The 14,049-nt window shown below is 38.8% G+C and carries 11 protein-coding genes; 6 read left to right on the top strand and 5 right to left on the bottom strand.

Going from position 1 to position 14,049, the window contains the following annotated elements; translation table 11 throughout:
- The 3 genes from QUE09_RS00325 to QUE09_RS00315 are packed head-to-tail and all read left to right on the top strand — an operon-like array spanning window position 1 to window position 5,575.
- Entirely contained in the window at window positions 1–702 is a 702-nt protein-coding gene (locus tag QUE09_RS00325; protein ID WP_286234234.1) for an ABC transporter ATP-binding protein, read from the top strand.
- Between the two features lie 29 nt (window positions 703–731).
- On the top strand, window positions 732–3,137 hold the full coding sequence (locus tag QUE09_RS00320; protein ID WP_286234233.1) for an ABC transporter permease: 2,406 nt from the start codon (window positions 732–734) through the stop codon (window positions 3,135–3,137).
- Window positions 3,137–5,575 (top strand): ABC transporter permease, encoded by a 2,439-nt coding sequence (locus tag QUE09_RS00315; RefSeq protein ID WP_286234232.1) that lies wholly within the window; start codon window positions 3,137–3,139, stop codon window positions 5,573–5,575. The genes QUE09_RS00320 and QUE09_RS00315 overlap by 1 nt, the downstream gene beginning before the upstream one ends.
- Before the next feature lie 115 nt (window positions 5,576–5,690).
- On the opposite strand, the gene QUE09_RS00310 is transcribed toward QUE09_RS00315, so the two are convergent.
- Together QUE09_RS00310 and QUE09_RS00305 are read right to left on the bottom strand one after the other, a co-directional pair.
- Window positions 5,691–6,167 (bottom strand): hypothetical protein, encoded by a 477-nt coding sequence (locus QUE09_RS00310; protein ID WP_286234231.1) that lies wholly within the window; start codon window positions 6,165–6,167, stop codon window positions 5,691–5,693.
- A gap of 24 nt (window positions 6,168–6,191) precedes the next feature.
- Window positions 6,192–8,039, bottom strand: a complete 1,848-nt coding sequence (locus QUE09_RS00305; RefSeq protein WP_286234230.1) for a M61 family metallopeptidase — start codon at window positions 8,037–8,039, stop codon at window positions 6,192–6,194.
- A gap of 218 nt (window positions 8,040–8,257) precedes the next feature.
- Between QUE09_RS00305 and QUE09_RS00300 the strand changes: the two genes are divergently transcribed.
- Both QUE09_RS00300 and QUE09_RS00295 read left to right on the top strand, forming a co-directional pair.
- Window positions 8,258–9,022 carry an AraC family transcriptional regulator gene (locus QUE09_RS00300; RefSeq protein WP_286234229.1) on the top strand — a complete coding sequence of 255 codons (765 nt, stop codon included), beginning with the start codon at window positions 8,258–8,260 and terminating at the stop codon, window positions 9,020–9,022.
- 25 nt (window positions 9,023–9,047) lie between these two features.
- The gene (locus QUE09_RS00295; RefSeq protein WP_286234228.1) at window positions 9,048–9,470 is read left to right on the top strand and encodes a nuclear transport factor 2 family protein; all 423 of its coding nucleotides are present in this window, start codon (window positions 9,048–9,050) and stop codon (window positions 9,468–9,470) included.
- 6 nt (window positions 9,471–9,476) lie between these two features.
- On the opposite strand, the gene QUE09_RS17575 is transcribed toward QUE09_RS00295, so the two are convergent.
- A complete protein-coding gene (locus tag QUE09_RS17575; RefSeq protein WP_350226383.1) occupies window positions 9,477–9,683 on the bottom strand; it encodes a cysteine-rich CWC family protein in 207 nt (68 codons plus the stop codon).
- A gap of 98 nt (window positions 9,684–9,781) precedes the next feature.
- On the opposite strand from QUE09_RS17575, the gene QUE09_RS00290 reads away from it, so the two are divergent.
- Window positions 9,782–11,419, top strand: coding sequence for a methyl-accepting chemotaxis protein (locus QUE09_RS00290; RefSeq protein ID WP_286234227.1), 1,638 nt, complete (start codon window positions 9,782–9,784; stop codon window positions 11,417–11,419).
- Here the strand turns inward: QUE09_RS00290 and QUE09_RS00285 are convergent.
- Both QUE09_RS00285 and QUE09_RS00280 read right to left on the bottom strand, forming a co-directional pair.
- The gene (locus QUE09_RS00285; protein ID WP_286234226.1) at window positions 11,411–12,412 is read right to left on the bottom strand and encodes a LacI family DNA-binding transcriptional regulator; all 1,002 of its coding nucleotides are present in this window, start codon (window positions 12,410–12,412) and stop codon (window positions 11,411–11,413) included. The genes QUE09_RS00290 and QUE09_RS00285 overlap by 9 nt on opposite strands.
- 102 nt (window positions 12,413–12,514) lie before the next feature.
- Window positions 12,515–14,044 (bottom strand): MFS transporter, encoded by a 1,530-nt coding sequence (locus QUE09_RS00280; protein ID WP_286234225.1) that lies wholly within the window; start codon window positions 14,042–14,044, stop codon window positions 12,515–12,517.
- Window positions 14,045–14,049: the final 5 nt, after the last annotated feature.

Raw genomic sequence — 14,049 nt, 5'->3', positions numbered from 1 at the left:
ATGAAAGAAATACTAAAACTCGAGCAAATAACGAAAGTATTTGAAACGGAAGAATTAGAGACACACGCGCTATCAGGCATAAGCTTAACGATACATGAGGGAGAATACGTATCTATCTCGGGTCCTTCAGGTTGCGGTAAATCAACCTTGTTATCGATAATGGGCCTATTAGATTTTGCTACTGAAGGTAAATACTTTATTGAAGGTAATGACGTTACCTCTTTAACATTAAACCAAGCAGCCACCGTAAGAAACGAAAAGATAGGTTTTATCTTTCAATCGTTTAACTTGATAGACGAGTTAACAGTATATGACAACGTAGCTTTACCTCTGCGCTACCATAGCCAGAAATTTAGTACGCTAGAAATAGAAAAGCGTGTATTAGGCCGCTTAGAACAAGTAGGGCTTTCGCATCGAACCAGTCACAAACCAAATCAGTTATCTGGTGGCCAGCAACAACGTGTCGCTATTGCTAGAGCATTAGTTGCCAATCCCAGCATCTTATTAGTGGATGAGCCAACCGGTAACCTAGATTCAAAAGCAGGTGATCAAGTCATGGACTTGCTGGATGAGTTAAACAAACAAGGTACAACAATTTGCATGGTGACGCATGATCCTAGATACGCGGATATGGCAAAAATTAAAGTGCAACTACTCGATGGTAAGGTGTTACACGCACCTTTAGCAAAAGCCTCGGCTTAATAGATACGAACATAACTAAGGGATCTGTGATGCGATTATTCCTCTATCACCTAACGATGGCTTTTAAAAACCTCACGCATAATAAAAGTTATGGTTTCGCAGTTGTTTCCACTTTAGCCTTTACGTTAGGCGCGTTGATTTGTGCGTTAACGTTAGCTTTTGTCATGCTATACAAACCTTTACCTTATCCAGATCAACAACAATTAACCACTGTTGAACATCAACTAATCAATGGTGAAAAAAATATCGACGGGCATGCTTTTACTTACCCTAATTTGATGCACTTGTATAAAAATCACAACACTTTTTCGCAAGTCGCAATGCAATATTTCGATGCTGATATTTTAACGTCAGAGCCTAACAAACCATTCGTTGAAATTTCTTTCATTACACCTGAATGGTTCGATATTTTTGCCGCACCAATGCAGTTAGGTCGTCAATTTGAAGCAAGCGAAAAGGTCGATAGCTTTAACCCCGTCGCTATAATCAGTGATCAAGCTTGGCAAGATACATTTGCTGGTAGAGAGGACATTATCGGCTACAACATTAGTTTTGGCGGTAAGTCATTTGAAATTATCGGCGTTTTAGCGCCAGAATTTAATGAGCTTAACCTAGCCGCTCCTGGGCTAAAGTCAAAGCTATTTATCCCTTGGGACTTTAATTCTGTACCAGATTCCGAACGCGTTCGTTGGGGCAATGATGATGGCTCACTAGCCTTCGTTGGCAAGCTTCCGACCACAATAAGCCACGCACAAGCGTCGCAGCGGTTAACTCAGTTAATCAGTGATAATTGGAAAAACAAAGTTGCTGAACATAGCTTTTTTGATAATTGGTCTATTAATATTGTTACATCTCCTTTAAGCGAACTATTAATTCAAGACAACGAGCAACTACTATTATTACTAGTGCTAGGTACCTTAGGTTTAGCCATTATCGCCATTGCTAATATCGCCAACCTTTATTTGGCAAGAACGGTACAACAACAACACACCCTTGCCATTAATGCTGCTGTAGGTGCGCCAACATCAGGTATTGTGTCCATGGTCGTTGCGGAGGCAATTATTTTACTGACAATCGCCTTAGCCATAAGTCTGTTCATCGCTGAACTAGGCTTTCATTTTATTCGAACCTACCTTGATAGTTACTTACCTCGTGTCGCAGAATTAACCTTAAACTTGTTTTCTATAGGTGCAGCACTAACCATTTTAGCTGTTCTTATTCTATTTTTTATCGCCCTCAGCCTACGGTTCACCAATTATCGTCAACTGATCACTAGCCTCAGAAGCAGTGGTAAAGGCACTAAAGTACAAATTTCAACAAAAACACGAAAAGTTTTGATTACCAGTCAAATAGCGATTTCGATATTTCTAGTCTTTGCTAATAGCATTTTGTTTACCGATGCCTATAAAGTTATGCATAAGCCCTTAGGGTATGAAACTAACAATATTCATGCATTAGTCATGGCTTTACCTAGTGCTAATCAAGGAATGAGCGAAAATGCAATGCAAAGCTTGATTCGTGAATTGTCAGCGCTTCCAAGTGTGGCCGGCGTTAGCCAATCTCAACGCCCTTCTGCGTTCTTTACATTGGCCTTTACAGAACAGCAATCCGGACGAAAATATTCTGAACGTGCTAAAGATATAGATGAGAATTATTTTGCATTAATTAACCAGCCATTAATCGCCGGGGAAAATGTAAAAAATAGTCAACGTAAAGAAGAATTGCGTGGAATTGTCGTCAATGATCTTTTAGCAAATAAAATGGCTCCTAACGGGGATGTAATTGGCCTAAAGATTAATAATTCAACGTTCGTTTCAGGTGTCGTGAAAAGTATTATAGTGCCGGGACAAAAAGCACCAGAACCTCGGTTCTACTTTTTATCTAATGCATCACGTAATGCCTTATTAATTAAGACTAAACCAAATCAAACATTGACGCGAGATGCTATTCTTTCTATCGCGACAGACATTAGTCCACAACTTAATATATTTAGCTACAACCCTATCGAACACTATAAAGACAATCACTTATTTGCCAGTAAAACGACGACCGTATCGACCTTACTACTGATAATAATTACTTTGCTTTTGTGTGCAATCGGTTTGTATGGCATTTTAAAATATAATAGTGAGATACGACGTTTCGAAATAGGTACACGTATTGCGATAGGCGCAAAAGCAAAAGATATCGTTACTTTGGTATGTGGTGAAAATATCAAACCACTGGCTTTAGGACTCATGATCAACTTGGTCATCATATGCTCAGGGTTCTATATCTTTAACGACCTTCTCAATGAGTATTTGTCGACGCAACTTATCTGGATATTCCTAACTAGCCTTATCATTGTAAGTACAATTGTGCTTATTGCTAGCTATTTGCCTGTAAAGAAATATCTTAATCAACCTACCATCCTGTGTCTAAGGGGAGATGAGTAATGAGCACCTTATTTAGCGCTTACTCAATAAAACAATCATGGGAATCGATAAAAAGACACCCTATGTTTGGTATTAATGTTGTCGCGACTATTGCAATTACCTTGGGTGCATTGTTATGCGCAACCACCTTGATTTACCTCATGTTAATAAAGCCTTTGCCTTATCCTGAGATAGATAAACTGTATGTTGCAAAGCAGTCTATGGTAAACCAAGAGGGTGATTTTATCGGTGAAGGATTTTCTTATCCTGCGGCAAAGCATATATATAAAAACCAAAGCGAAAATGTAGATATTGCACTTAGTTATCTAGTCACTGATGTGATCACCTCTTTAGCAGAGCCTGTCACTGTTGAAAGTGCTTATGTGACCAACGAATGGTTTGATTTATTAGGCGCGACATTCATTGTAGGCACTAACTTTACCCACCAACATAAAATCGACAACTATACTCCTGGCGCCATTCTAAGTTATAAACTTTGGCAAGAACTGTTTGATAGTGATCAGAATATTCAAGAAAAAAGTATTGAAATTAGAGGTATTTCGCACCCGATTATCGGTGTGCTATCTCCAGATTTTGTTGACCCCGAAATTAAAGGTATTGGTCGTAAAAGCCAACTTTGGTTAACCTGGGATTATAACTGGGCCGAACAAATGGGCTGGGGTAAACTTTCGGCAATTGATGGTGCCGTAAGCGTGCTAATGAAAATTGAAAAAGGCCAAAATACTAATCGCTTTCAACACCAATTAAATAGTCAACAACGTGATTTATGGCAACAAACCTATGTCGATCAACCAAGTTTTCAAAAATGGACAGTTTCCATTGCACTCATTGATCTAACCAATGCTATCTATCAAGGACAATCAGAGCTGATTTATTATGTGTTTTTTGCCTGTTTAGGTATTTTTTTCATCGCCATGACAAATATCACTAACTTGTTTATGTCGAGAGCGATTGAACAACAGCGCAATTTAGCGATTCATGCCGCGATAGGCGCTAAGAAGTTTAATTTATTTAAACTCATCTTTATAGAATATGGGGTGTTGCTATTGATCGCACTGCCTTTTGTGCTGGCAATTGCCTATTTGGGTTTTTATCTCCTACAGCTGCATTTAGATGCCGTACTACCTAGAGCTAAAGAGCTTTCATTATCATGGTTCTCATTAGGGTTTAGTGTATTTGTATTAATATTTCTCAATTTATTTTTTACACTCGTATGTCGAAAACTAGTACCATATCATCGACTTAGCTTAGCTCTAAGCCAAAGTGGTAAGGGTAGCGGTTTGCAAATTAAGGCCTCGATAAGAACAGCATTAATTGCGACTCAAATTACCATTGCTGCGACATTAATTTTTATTAACCTCGCGATGTTTAATCAAGCATATAAGACAATTAATCAACCAATGGGGATTTCCGTAGATAATATATGGCAATTAAGATTAATGGAGAAAAACCCCACAGAGACGCCAACTGAAATACTGCGCAGTGACTTAATGCAAATCAATAATGCCTTAAATCAACATCCAGAAATAGCTCAATCAACAATTTCATTATCACCATTAATTTGGTTTGGTAATTACCCTATATTAGATGCAGAACAAAATAAATTGTACACGCCAGAAGTAAAGCTCGTAGACCACGGTTATTTTCCAATGCTAAGTCAGCCATTTGTTACGGGTGAAAACTTTAGCGAGCAACACATTCTTGATGGTGAGTTTGTCATGGTGATCAATGAGACAATGGCCAAGTTGATAGCACCGAGTGGCGCAATTCTAAATAAAAAAATCAAATTCTGGGGACGCGACTATAAAATCATTGGTGTGGTAGCCGGTTTGCGCTTACCAAATGACCTTGACATTCCGCCTAGGGCTTACGTGCCTGATAAAAGAAGACGTGCCAATATCATGTTAAAATCGAAAGTCACTACACCGCTGAATAAAGTAGATTTTATCAACATTATAGAATCAATATCGAGTCACTATACTTTCCGCGAATTAACACCACTTGTTGCAGATAAGCATCGTTTATTATTCATGCAGTATACGACGATTGCAGTTACAGGTGGCTTAACAATATTAACGCTATTTTTATCGATAATTGGTCTATATGGAATTTTAAGTTATTCGAGCCAGCTTCGCCGATATGAAATAGGCACACGTATGGCAATAGGCGCTAAAAGCATCGATATATTATCAAAGATGTTTAAAGAAAACGCCAATGCATTATTTATTGGTCTGTTGAGTAGTATATTAGCGACTTGCGGGTTGTTTTTCGTGTTTGATAATCAACTCAATCAACTGATTAATGCTAGTGCCATTATTTGGTTAACCGCCACTATTGTAGCGGTAACGAGTGTTACACTTTTAGGCAGCTACTTACCTATACGACGATATCTGTCCAATCCTGTGATCAAGTGCCTTCGAGTAGTAGAGGAGAAATAGCCTACCTTCTCTAGTTTTTCAATCTACGCTAAGAAGGGTTGATAAAGTACAGGCGATGCGGTGATAGTATGTGTTAAAACGCTTTTATAGCATTTAACCGCACCGCATTGACTTTTCATCGACGAATCCAAGAGATAAGTCGAGCTAAAAACCCTCTTTTTGGTTCATGCATATCGTCCACTGTAATCGCATTTTCTAGTACTTTTAACCGTAATGAATAAGTACCACCGTGTCCCCAAGGCCACCAAAAGGCTGCAATTGCAGGTGTATTATCATGCTGTGGAATAAACAATAATTTTTGATTTTTTCCTACACGAGCTAAATCTTTGAGTTCACCTTTTAGTGCTTTCGGCAGTTTTTTCGCAGCTTTATCATCCCACTGAAATTGAAACATAGGAACTAGCTTGTCATAAACATCAGCAGATTTATTTTGTGCAAACTCGCTCAACATCACCCCGTAACGAGCTTCATATGTCCATTGAATATTGTCACCTAACGCGCAACGTATATTTGCCGTATTCTTCTTAAGTAATTCTTCAGTAATCAACGTTAAATCCCTGTTACGTAAAATTAAAAAAGGCCCGGTTGCCACGAGCCTTCTTACTAGCGTTCTATATTACCTCTCGTTTTCAATATTGTCATCTTGAGAGGTTTTATCTTCACCAAGCCAAGCAGTTTTAAAGTTAATTTGCTGATCTGTTAATTCATCATCAATAACAGAAACTTCAACAGCAGGGTCTGCAATAAAAGTGATTGGCTGTTTTACGGTTTCTCCACGCTGAATATATTCAATAGTGGTGGTTTCACCGGGTTTAAATTGGTCAAGCGCCTTTTGCCAAAGCTCCTGAGAGCGAATAGTTCTACGCCCTAGTTTTACTATTTGGTCACCATATTCTACGCCGGCTTTATAAAGCGGAGAATTGACTAAAATAGTATTATTTACCATGGCATCTTTACCAATAAAGTTAAAGGTAACTTTACCTAAAAAGGCACTTTCTTCATCCTTTTGTTTGACCTGTAAGCCGGCTGAAGCGAGTAGCGCATCGAAGTCAACCTTTACTTGACCATAAACATGATCTGCAAAAAACTTGTCAGCAAATGCTTGATCTCCCGTAACTTTACCCAATGTAAGTCTAGCGTCATCGCGTGTATAAGGCGTTTCTGATTTACCAAAATCTAACCAGAGTTGACGCATATAGTTATCAAGTGACTTCCCTGGAAATAACGTTCTAATCTTCAGATCAAGTGCTAATCCCATTGCGCGGCCATAGGTGTAATAACTGAAGTAATTATTACGATAATTTGTTCTGTCTACCGATACGCCAGCATCTACAAATGTCGCCATTTGGCTAGCACCTTCAGGCGATAAATATAATCGTCCACGTTGATAATATGCCTGATTCACAATGCTACTTAGATGTTCTAAAAATTTCGTTTCATCCCATTCGTTAGCTCGCTTAATCATTAACTTGTCGTAATAAGTCGTGAAACCTTCTGCGAGCCACAAGTTTGACGTCATATTTGCGCCAATAAAGTTGAACGGCTCTAATTCTGCGGGACGAATACGTTCAACATTCCACGCATGAAAAAACTCATGAGATAACGTACCTAACTGACCGAACTCTGCTTCATCAAGCGATGTTGAATTGGTTAAAATTGTTGAATTTCGATGCTCCATACCGTCGCCTTTCACATGCGGTAAATAGCATGCAATAAAGGTATACTCACCGTAATCAAAGGTAGGTAATTCGCCAAATACTTTTATTTGTTCGCTAACAACTGCTTTTGCCATATCAGTATATTTGTCAAGATCTTCGTCGGTACCATTATGGTGCACAGCCAGGTTTATGGTCTGCGTTTGACCGTTTGATGTGACCTGCCACGAACGCACCTGATGATCACTAAGTTCAACCGGGCTGTCCAAAAAGTAAGCGAGATTAGGAGCAGTAAAGACATAGTTTTCGCCATCTTCTTTTACCAGTTGTGTCGCAACCTTCCAACGAGGATTAAACGGCGTAAATTCAACACGGATTGCACGGTCTTCATGCCCTGTTGCCCATGCAAACGTGGCGGGCATATTTAAGTGTGCATGAGTTCTGTCAATTTGCGAATAAGTGCCATCAGCGCGATCACCGAATAACGTATACGATAAGGTAACTTCGCCATCATGGTCTTCAATATGCCATTGGTAAGGGTTAACGCGTTTTACTGTCAGCGGCTGCCCTACACTATTAACTGCCGACACTTTATATACATTTTTTATAAATTCGTGCATCGCGTAGCGACCGGGAGAAGCTCGGCTCATTTGTACTTCAAGTACTTGGTTTTCTACCCCTGTAAAAGTAGCAGATATTCTCGCTTCATGATGAACCGCGTTGTCGAATGAAACTTGATACAAGGTTTCGCCCTTTGCTAAACAGGCATTGCTCAACATTGCGAAACTAAGTATTAAAAACTTTTTCATGTTAATTTCCATTGATAATTATGACCCATAATGCAGCTTATCATTTTTATTGGCTACATTAACGTGCGACAAGATTGTATACAATTATACGGCTAATGTCTGAATTTTTCGCTTTTTCTACTTACTGTATTCAATAACGATATTAATCTTGCTTTCCCGATAAATTTCTACAACACTTTATGTAATATAAAGATACTAAATAACTTAGTGTAGATTTCATGACAAACAGTGATAATCAAATGAATGTAATGTGTAGTGTGACGCATCTGAATATACCAGCGCTAGCTGGTGTAGAGTATTATCAGCACCCCCAAACACAGTTTTTGTATGTTAAATCAGGTGTTCTTGCCGTTATCACCAAGTCAGGTCGGTATATTATTCCAGCTTGCCATGGTGTTATTATTCCCATGAATATCAGACATGAATTACTTGCTAAAACTGATGTAACCTTAACTGCCGTTTATTTCACAGATGCCGCATTTGAAACAAATTTTAATCATGCTGCCGTACTTAATGCATCACCTTTTTTTAAAGCCCTGATGGAAGAGTTACTCACATTACCGACACCAGAAGCACAAGATGAAAAACATCACCACTTGATTACGGTTTTTCAAGATTATCTACCAACCCTTATCGAACGTGATACGTTTCTTCCGTATCCGCAAGATACACGACTTGCTGTAATCGCAGAAAAACTACAAAAACATCCAGCATTAAAAAGTGATCTCACGTCTTGGGGAAAATTTGTCAAGGTATCGGCAAGAACCCTCACTCGAAATTTCAAAAAAGAAACTGGCCTTACTTACAGCCAATGGCGGCAAAGGCTAAATGTTCAAGTTGCGGTTAAACACTTAGCGCAAGGTGATGATATCGCCAGCATTGCATCACTTCTCGGTTACGAATCGAGTTCAGCGTTTATCTATATGTTTAGACAGCAAATGGGGATATCACCAAAACAATTTTTAAAATCGATTACGGTTTAACCATTCACACATAGCAAGGATATTTATGCGTTCACTTATTTTAGGCTCAATATTTTTTACCGCGCAAGTTTTTAGTCAAACACATTACCAAGGTGATAAAACACAAGTAAAAGCGGTTGAAACAACAGTAAATTATTATTTAGAAGGCAGCATTGCAGGTGATCCCAGCATGATTAAAAAAGCCTTTCATCCTAACGCTAAAGTGCAAGGTATCAAAAACGATCAGCATAAAGTTTATGATATGAACACATTTTTAAGTTTCTTTAGTAAAGATAAACCAGGCAAACATAAAACCAGTATTATTTCCGTAGATATCGAAAACAACGCCGCCTCAGTAAGAGCTGAATGGGATATGGGGACATGGAAATATGTTGACTATTTGTCTTTGTTAAAACAAAACAATGAATGGAAAATTGTGAATAAAATTTATACTGTTGTACAAAAATAATATTGCTTATTTTGCTTCATATGCCAAGTTAGTATTAAAGGCTGCTATACACTTGGCACAAATACATGCTTTTCCTTGCTTTGATGTGGGTAATTGCCGTATCAAAGCTTTAGGGACCTTAGCAGTTAAACACCAACATGCTGTTTCGTTATTAATACCGCATCTATTTTCCCGTTGACACAACGGGCAAATAAATTCTGCATTTTCCTTCATAGTCTTGCTCTACATCAAAATTTATATAGATAATTTTGTCATTATCCCCTGCGTAGCCTAATCTTATAAAGTCGCAGTTTTTGCCTTAGGTACTAATTATGCAGTATTTACGTAATATTTCTATTCGCTTACGGTTAATTATCATTCTTGCTATCGCATTATTTGGTTTATTGATAATCAGTGCCAACTTACTTTCTTCGCAATACAATACACTCTACGAACAGAAACAGGAGAATGTAAAACAAATTGTTGAATCTGCAACCAGTATCGTTAAGCATTATTACACGCTTAGTCAACAAGGTAATATGAGTGTAGAGCAGGCACAAAGTGAGGCGCAACTTGCTTTACAGAACTTTCGCTATGCTGGTGACAATTACGTTTGGATAAATGATAAATCACCAACTATGATAATGCACCCATTTAAACCCGCATTAAATGGTCAGTCACTGGCAACTAACACCGATCCAGATGGCAAGTTATTGTTTGTTGACATGGTCAAAGAAGTCAATACCCGCGGACATGGTTTTGTTCCTTATAAATGGCCGAAACCTGGTGAAAACGAACCAGTAGACAAAATTTCGTATGTTGAAGAATTTGTACCATGGCAATGGATTATTGGTTCCGGTATCTACATTGACCATATTAATACAATTTTTATTCAAAACCTCTCTGTTGCGGCCGTTATTTTTCTCATTATCGCATCGATTACCATCACAATGACGATATTGATTGGTAAAAGCATCTCTCAACCAGCTAGTGCCGCAAGCGCTTTAATGAAAAATATCTCTCAGGGAGACGGCGATCTTACACAAGAACTCGACGCTAAAGGCAATGATGAAATTTCTGGCTTTTCACATTTTTTTAATAGCTTTATTGGTAAAATCAGACTGTCTTTACAAGATGTAGCCAGCAGCTCAAATAGCGTGCGTTCAAGCGCGGATATGGTCGCAGAATTTAGTGAGCAAAATGCTAACTTCACGCAACTTCAAAATGACAACACCACTCAAGTTGCCACAGCAATGGAACAGATGACAACTAACATCAAAGAAGTAAGCAATAATGCGCTTTCTGCAGAGCAAGCAGCGAATCAAGCAAGAACAACCACGCAACAAGGAAAAACTGTTGTCTCGAGCACAATAGATAATATCCAATCCTTATCTGCCAAAATTGATTTGGTAAATGATACGGTTGGTCAACTTGCTACAGATTCTCAGAGTATAGGTAGTGTTTTAGACGTCATTAGGGGAATTGCTGAGCAAACTAATTTACTTGCACTAAATGCAGCTATCGAAGCTGCTCGCGCCGGAGAACAAGGAAGAGGTTTTGCTGTTGTTGCCGATGAAGTGAGAACATTAGCGAGTAGAACGGGACAAAGTACAGATGAAATTCAAGCCATGATCGAACAACTTCAATCGGGTGCTAATCATGCGGTTAGTGCTGTACAAGAGAGTCAAGCTACCTCAGAAATGACAGTCGAACAAGCAAGACAAGCAGATACATCATTGTCAGAAATTAATGAATTAATGGAAGTCATTTCTGACATGAATACGCAAATAGCAAGAGCAACAGAGCAACAATCAGACGCAGCAGACGAAGTAAATTTAAGGATAAGCGAACTTGCTCAAATGGCAGATGAATCAGTAAAAATGACCGAACAACTTAACCAATCAAGCATTGGTTTAAAAACAAATAGCGATCAACTTACGGAAATCGTCAGTAGATTTAAACTAAGTTAGATCGGCGATTGAATCCCTATTGATCAAAGTAGGCGAATAAAAATGTTGTATTTCATCTTGTTGCTGCTTATAAACATCACGTAAAACCATTTTAGCCGCTGTTTTCCCCATCTGGTTGACTGGGTTTTCTATCGTCGTTAATTTAGGGTACAAATGTGATGCAAAGACAACATTGTCAAAGCCAATCACAGACAAATCATCAGGTAAGTGCAATCCATGTTCGCGTGCATATGTCATAGCGCCTGATGCAATCTCATCATTACCACAGGCTATTGCCGTAAAGTTATCATTAGATTTGATGAATTTTTCTAACCCTAACTTGCCGCCAATTTCCTTGAACTCGCCTTCATAAATTAATGAGTCTTTTATAGTTAAACCGTGCTCATTCATCGCCCGCTTATGTCCAGCTAAACGAGCAACCGCATCTGATTTTGTTTGTGGCCCAGCAATACAAGCAATTTCTTTATGTCCATGCGCTATTAAGGTAGACGTTGCTATATAACCACCCAGTTCATTATCAAGACTAATGCATCTATCAGCGAGGCTTTCTACATAACGACTGATAAAAATAATCGGTGTTTTTTCAGCTTCTAAACCTTTAATATAGTCATCATCTACAGCTTCGACATGCGCAATAATAGCATCACAATTTCGACTAATTAAAAATTCGATTCCATCCTTTTCTTTTTCCTCATCACTATGACCGGCAGTAATAATAACATGCTTACCTGCCGCTCGAAGCTCAGTTTCAACGGCGCTCATCATTTGTCCAAAAAAAGGACCATGTATCTCTGGTACTAATATCCCTACACAGTTACTTCGATTAGAAGCCAGAGATTGTGCCGTTAAGTTAGGGCGATAACCAAGCTCTTTCATTGCCGCTAATACTTTTTCACGCGTTTTATCACTAACACGTGAATTTCCATTCATCACACGAGAAACGGTTGCAAGAGAAACTTTAGCAAGTTCAGATACCTGATAAATCGTAGTCATAAATTTTTATAAACCAATTGCTTACCCGTAATATTATGGCTTTCAGACTAACATATTACTGATTTAATTGGTATTACGCACATTGCATGTAAGGTCAGTTTATTACAGCGCAGTCGCTCTTCGTGTTGATAAATCAGCAGTAACCGTTTTCACTAATTGTGTATTTAAAGGGTAGAACAGCATTAAAGCCGCACCAGCAAAGGCAAACGCGGCAGGTACCCAACTCATTAAAATTTGCATGCCCGGTAAAGCGTCAGAAACCGTTGTTGGATCCAAACCGTTATAACCATAATTCGCTAAAATAACTAGTACCAATGCGCCAGCAAAACCCCCTCCAGTTTTTTGTACAAACGTACCTGCAGAATATATTAACCCTGTAGCTCTTCGATGGTTTTTCCACTCAGAATAGTCGGCACTGTCTCCTAACATTGTAAAGAAAAGCGTTGGTAACATAGCAGCAAAAAACTCTGATAACCCGCCTAAAACAAATACACCAGCAACTTCTCCTTGCGGAACCCAATATAACGCCACAGTAAAGCACCCACTAATTATTAGCGCAATAATAAATAATCGCTGCTTACCAAGTAACCGTGCTAGAGGACTAGTAGCTAATGCACCCAGGATAGAAACTACCAACAAAGCAATAAAATACTTGCCCGTAAGTAATTCGTCACCCATATAATATTTAAAATAATACGCAATAACGCCATATTTAATGCCATTGTACATCATAGTAATAAAACCTATGCCTAAGACAATTAGCCAAGGTTTGTTGGTCAGCAAGTCAACCATGTCACGTTGTGTACCGGTTAGCTTTTCAACTGGAATTGCGAGAAGTTTTTTGACTACGAGCCACATTGCGATCACAACGGCAAAGAAAAACAAGCCACTGTACCAGTCTCTAAAATAGAAAAACAAAGTAGCAGCAAGTAACGGTAAAATAATAAAAGGCAAGTTTTTCGTGAGATCGAGGAGCTCTTGAGTCAAAGAAATTTGTTTATCTGAAGGTAAGCTCACGCGCTCTTTTGTTGTCGAAAAAGTAATGATCATTAGCGCGATAAGTAAAACCGCGAACAAATACATAGTGTATTGATAGCCTTGTGCATCATTACCGCCACCAAAATAAGCGACTAGTTCAGGTAAGAAGCCCATTACAAGTAACCCACCAGCAAAAGCACCTGCTAATCGAAAACTCGATAAGCTTGTTCTTTCAGCGTCGCAAGGTGTTATAACGCCCATTAAAGCAGAATAAGGTACATTATTAACGGTATAAGCAAGTGTAAGGCCTATGTATGTTAGATAGGCATATATAAGCTTTCCATTATCTGAAAAGTTTGGTGTTGTAAAACAAAGCACCATAAATAGACCGAGAAAAGGAGCGGACCAAAGTATCCAAGGACGAAATTTGCCCCATGGCGTATTGGTTCTATCGGCGATCATTCCCATGATAATGTCAGTGACGCCATCAGATAAGCGTACGACAAGAAATAACATCGCGGCGGCGGCGGCACTAATACCGAAAGTATCTGTATAGAAAACCGCAAGATATGCCAATGCCCCACGCCATACAAGGTTTGCAGCAGCATCGCCTACTGCATATCCAAGTTTTTCCCCGAGCGCTAATTTATGCATGTTTA

It is taken from the genome of Thalassotalea sediminis, assembly GCF_030295915.1.
Lineage (GTDB): Bacteria > Pseudomonadota > Gammaproteobacteria > Enterobacterales > Alteromonadaceae > Thalassotalea_C > Thalassotalea_C sediminis.
The sequence above is the reverse complement of the archived record's forward strand: the minus strand, read 5'-3'. Positions and strand labels throughout refer to the sequence as shown.

Bases quoted from the DNA above. Each gene is read 5' to 3' on its own strand.
- QUE09_RS00280 (WP_286234225.1), bottom strand. From the start codon at position 14,044: ATGCATAAATTAGCGCTCGGGGAAAAACTTGGATATGCAGTAGGCGAT.
- QUE09_RS00320 (WP_286234233.1), top strand. From the start codon at position 732: ATGCGATTATTCCTCTATCACCTAACGATGGCTTTTAAAAACCTCACG.
- QUE09_RS00305 (WP_286234230.1), bottom strand. From the start codon at position 8,039: ATGAAAAAGTTTTTAATACTTAGTTTCGCAATGTTGAGCAATGCCTGT.
- QUE09_RS00290 (WP_286234227.1), top strand. From the start codon at position 9,782: ATGCAGTATTTACGTAATATTTCTATTCGCTTACGGTTAATTATCATT.
- QUE09_RS00325 (WP_286234234.1), top strand. From the start codon at position 1: ATGAAAGAAATACTAAAACTCGAGCAAATAACGAAAGTATTTGAAACG.
- QUE09_RS00315 (WP_286234232.1), top strand. From the start codon at position 3,137: ATGAGCACCTTATTTAGCGCTTACTCAATAAAACAATCATGGGAATCG.
- QUE09_RS00295 (WP_286234228.1), top strand. From the start codon at position 9,048: ATGCGTTCACTTATTTTAGGCTCAATATTTTTTACCGCGCAAGTTTTT.
- QUE09_RS17575 (WP_350226383.1), bottom strand. From the start codon at position 9,683: ATGAAGGAAAATGCAGAATTTATTTGCCCGTTGTGTCAACGGGAAAAT.
- QUE09_RS00300 (WP_286234229.1), top strand. From the start codon at position 8,258: ATGACAAACAGTGATAATCAAATGAATGTAATGTGTAGTGTGACGCAT.
- QUE09_RS00285 (WP_286234226.1), bottom strand. From the start codon at position 12,412: ATGACTACGATTTATCAGGTATCTGAACTTGCTAAAGTTTCTCTTGCA.